The organism is Nocardioides sp., from assembly GCF_034670285.1.
Classification (GTDB): Bacteria; Actinomycetota; Actinomycetes; order Propionibacteriales; family Nocardioidaceae; genus Nocardioides.
On the sequence record NZ_JAXMNS010000508.1, the window covers coordinates 1 to 2,277 of the forward strand.

The following is a 2,277-nucleotide window of genomic DNA, read 5'->3' on the forward strand; positions in this document are numbered from 1 at the left end:
GTCGACTTGCCCGCTCCGTTGGGGCCGAGCACCGCCACGACCTCGCCCGGCGCGGCCTCGAAGGCTGCGGTCAGGCGACCCGGGAGGTCGACCTCGACGCGCAGCCCGGCCTGCGCTGCAGACGCGGCGTTCACGGCACCCTCAGCCAGCGCTCGCGCAGCGCACCGAGCACGAGCACCGAGACCAGCAGCAGGATCAGGCTGAGCGTGCGCGCGACCTCGACGTCGCCCTGCAGCTCGGTGTAGATGAGCGACGGCATGGTCTGGGTCGTGCCGGGGAAGTTGCCGGCGAAGGTGATCGTGGCGCCGAACACCCCCAGCGAGCGCGCCCAGGCCAGCGCGCAGCCGGCCAGCAGCCCGGGCAGCGCCAGCGGGAGGGTGACCCGGCGGAACGTCGTCCAGCGTCCGGCGCCGAGGGTCGCCGCGACGGCGTCGAGGCCGGCACCGGTCGAGCGGAAAGCCCCCTCGACGGCCAGCACGAAGAAGGGCAGCGCGACGAACGCGTGCGAGATCACGACGGCCGCGGTGGTGAACGGGATCGTGGTGCCGGTGAGGTCGCGCAGGGGGCCACCGATCAGGCCGTTGCGCCCCAGCGCGGAGGCCAGTGCCACGCCCGCGACGACCGGCGGCAGCACGAGCGGTACGACGACCAGCGCGCGCACGAGGGCCCGGCCGGGGAAGTCGACCCGGGCCAGCAGCCACGCCAACGGCGTACCGACGAGCACACAGATCACGACCGTCAGGGCCGAGGTGAGCGCGCTGAGGCGCAGCGCCTCGCGCACCTCGGTCGTCCGGAGCAACGACCAGAGGTTGCCCCAGGGCGTGTCGACCACCAGGGCGACCAGCGGGACGATCAAGAACGTCGCCGCCAGGACCGCGGGAACGACCAGCAGCGCCGGTGGCCGCCCCAGGGCTGCGCGCGCCGGCGTGTTCGTGCCTCTCACTGTCGCTGTCGCTGTCGCTGTCACGGTGTACCGAAACCGGCGCGCTCGAGGATTGCGCGCCCCTCTGCGGAGAGGACCAGGTCGACGAACTCGTGGGCGAGGTCGGCGTCCGCGGCCTGCTCGAGGACGCCGATCGGGTAGTCGAGCACCTCGACGTCGGCGCCGGGGACGTCGATCCTCGCCACCGAGTCGCCTGCTGCAGTGGCGTCGGTGATGTAGACGAGCCCGGCATCGGCCTCGTCGGAGGCGACCTTCGCGAGCACGGCCTTCACGTCGGTCTCGAGGCTCGCGGGGGTGGCGGCGATCTCGTTGGTGGCGAGCAGGGCTGCGCCGACCGCACCGCACGGCGCGGTCTCGACGCACGCCACGTAGTCGACGCCCGGGGCGTCGAGGTCGGCGAAGGAGGTCAGTCCCGCCGGGTTGTCGGCCGGCACGACGAGCGTCATCGTGTTGGTGGCGAAGGTCGTGGCCCCGTCGACGGCACCCCCGTCGACGGCGACCTGCATGGTGGCTGCGTCTGCGGTGGCGAGCACGTCGGCGGGCGCTCCTTGGACGGCCTGGGCGGCCAGGGTCGCTGAGGAGTCGAAGGCCAGCCGCACGCTCACGCCGGCATGGGCGGCCTCGAACTCAGCGGCCAGCGCCGTGAACGGCCCGGTCAAGGACGCTGCCGCCAGCACCGTGACCTCGGCGCCGCTGCTCGCCGTACCCGCGTCGTCGCCGCAGGCAACCGGCCCCGCGAGCAGGACCCCGCAGGTGAGCGCCGACGCGAGTCGCCTCACGGGGTCTCCACCACCACGTTGGTCGACTTCACCGAGGCGACGATGCGCGAGCCGGGCTCGAGGCCGAGCTCGTCGACCGCCTCGGTGCTGAGCAGCGAGACGAGGCGGTAGGGCCCGCAGATCATGTCGACCTGCGCCATCACGGTGTCCTTCTTGACGCCCACCACGATGCCGGCGAGCCGGTTGCGGGCGCTGACGGCGGCGGCGCGCGTGCCGTGCCGGTCGGGCTCGTCGGCCAGCGACTGCGCGAGCGCGGCCAGGTCGGCGCCGTCGATCTCGGTCGGACCGTCACCGCGACGCACCGGCACGCGGGCGGAGTCGACCCACCGGCGCAAGGTGTCGTCACTGACCCCCAGCACCCCGGCTGCTTCCGCAATTCGGTACGTCGTCACGCTCGAAGTATGCCGCATCTGCGGAAATCCGATGCCGAGTCGGCGCGAGTTCGCGCCGACTCGGCGAACAACTGAGGTGGCAGTCGGAGCTGCGCCCTACAGTGCTGACATTGCGCGCCGTGTGCTGCGCGTCACTCCCGCTCCCTCTCCGGAGGTCCCCATG

Annotated in this window: 3 protein-coding genes; all 3 read right to left on the reverse strand. The window is 72.9% G+C overall.

Annotation, left to right across the window (positions count from 1 at the left end; translation table 11 throughout):
• Nucleotides 1-130: 130 nt before the first annotated feature.
• The 3 genes from VOI19_RS18345 to VOI19_RS18355 are packed head-to-tail and all read right to left on the reverse strand — an operon-like array spanning nucleotide 131 to nucleotide 2,132.
• Nucleotides 131-943, reverse strand: a complete 813-nt coding sequence (locus tag VOI19_RS18345; protein WP_323794382.1) for an ABC transporter permease — start codon at nucleotides 941-943, stop codon at nucleotides 131-133.
• 20 nt (nucleotides 944-963) lie between these two features.
• Nucleotides 964-1,722 carry a molybdate ABC transporter substrate-binding protein gene (gene modA, locus VOI19_RS18350; RefSeq protein WP_323794383.1) on the reverse strand — a complete coding sequence of 253 codons (759 nt, stop codon included), beginning with the start codon at nucleotides 1,720-1,722 and terminating at the stop codon, nucleotides 964-966.
• Nucleotides 1,719-2,132 carry a TOBE domain-containing protein gene (locus tag VOI19_RS18355; protein WP_416366406.1) on the reverse strand — a complete coding sequence of 138 codons (414 nt, stop codon included), beginning with the start codon at nucleotides 2,130-2,132 and terminating at the stop codon, nucleotides 1,719-1,721. Before VOI19_RS18355 ends, modA begins: the two co-directional genes overlap by 4 nt.
• Nucleotides 2,133-2,277 lie beyond the last annotated feature (145 nt).

What these genes read in the sequence shown, in the direction of transcription:
- VOI19_RS18355 (WP_416366406.1), bottom strand. Translation starts at nt 2,132, where the DNA reads ATGCGGCATACTTCGAGCGTGACGACGTACCGAATTGCGGAAGCAGCC.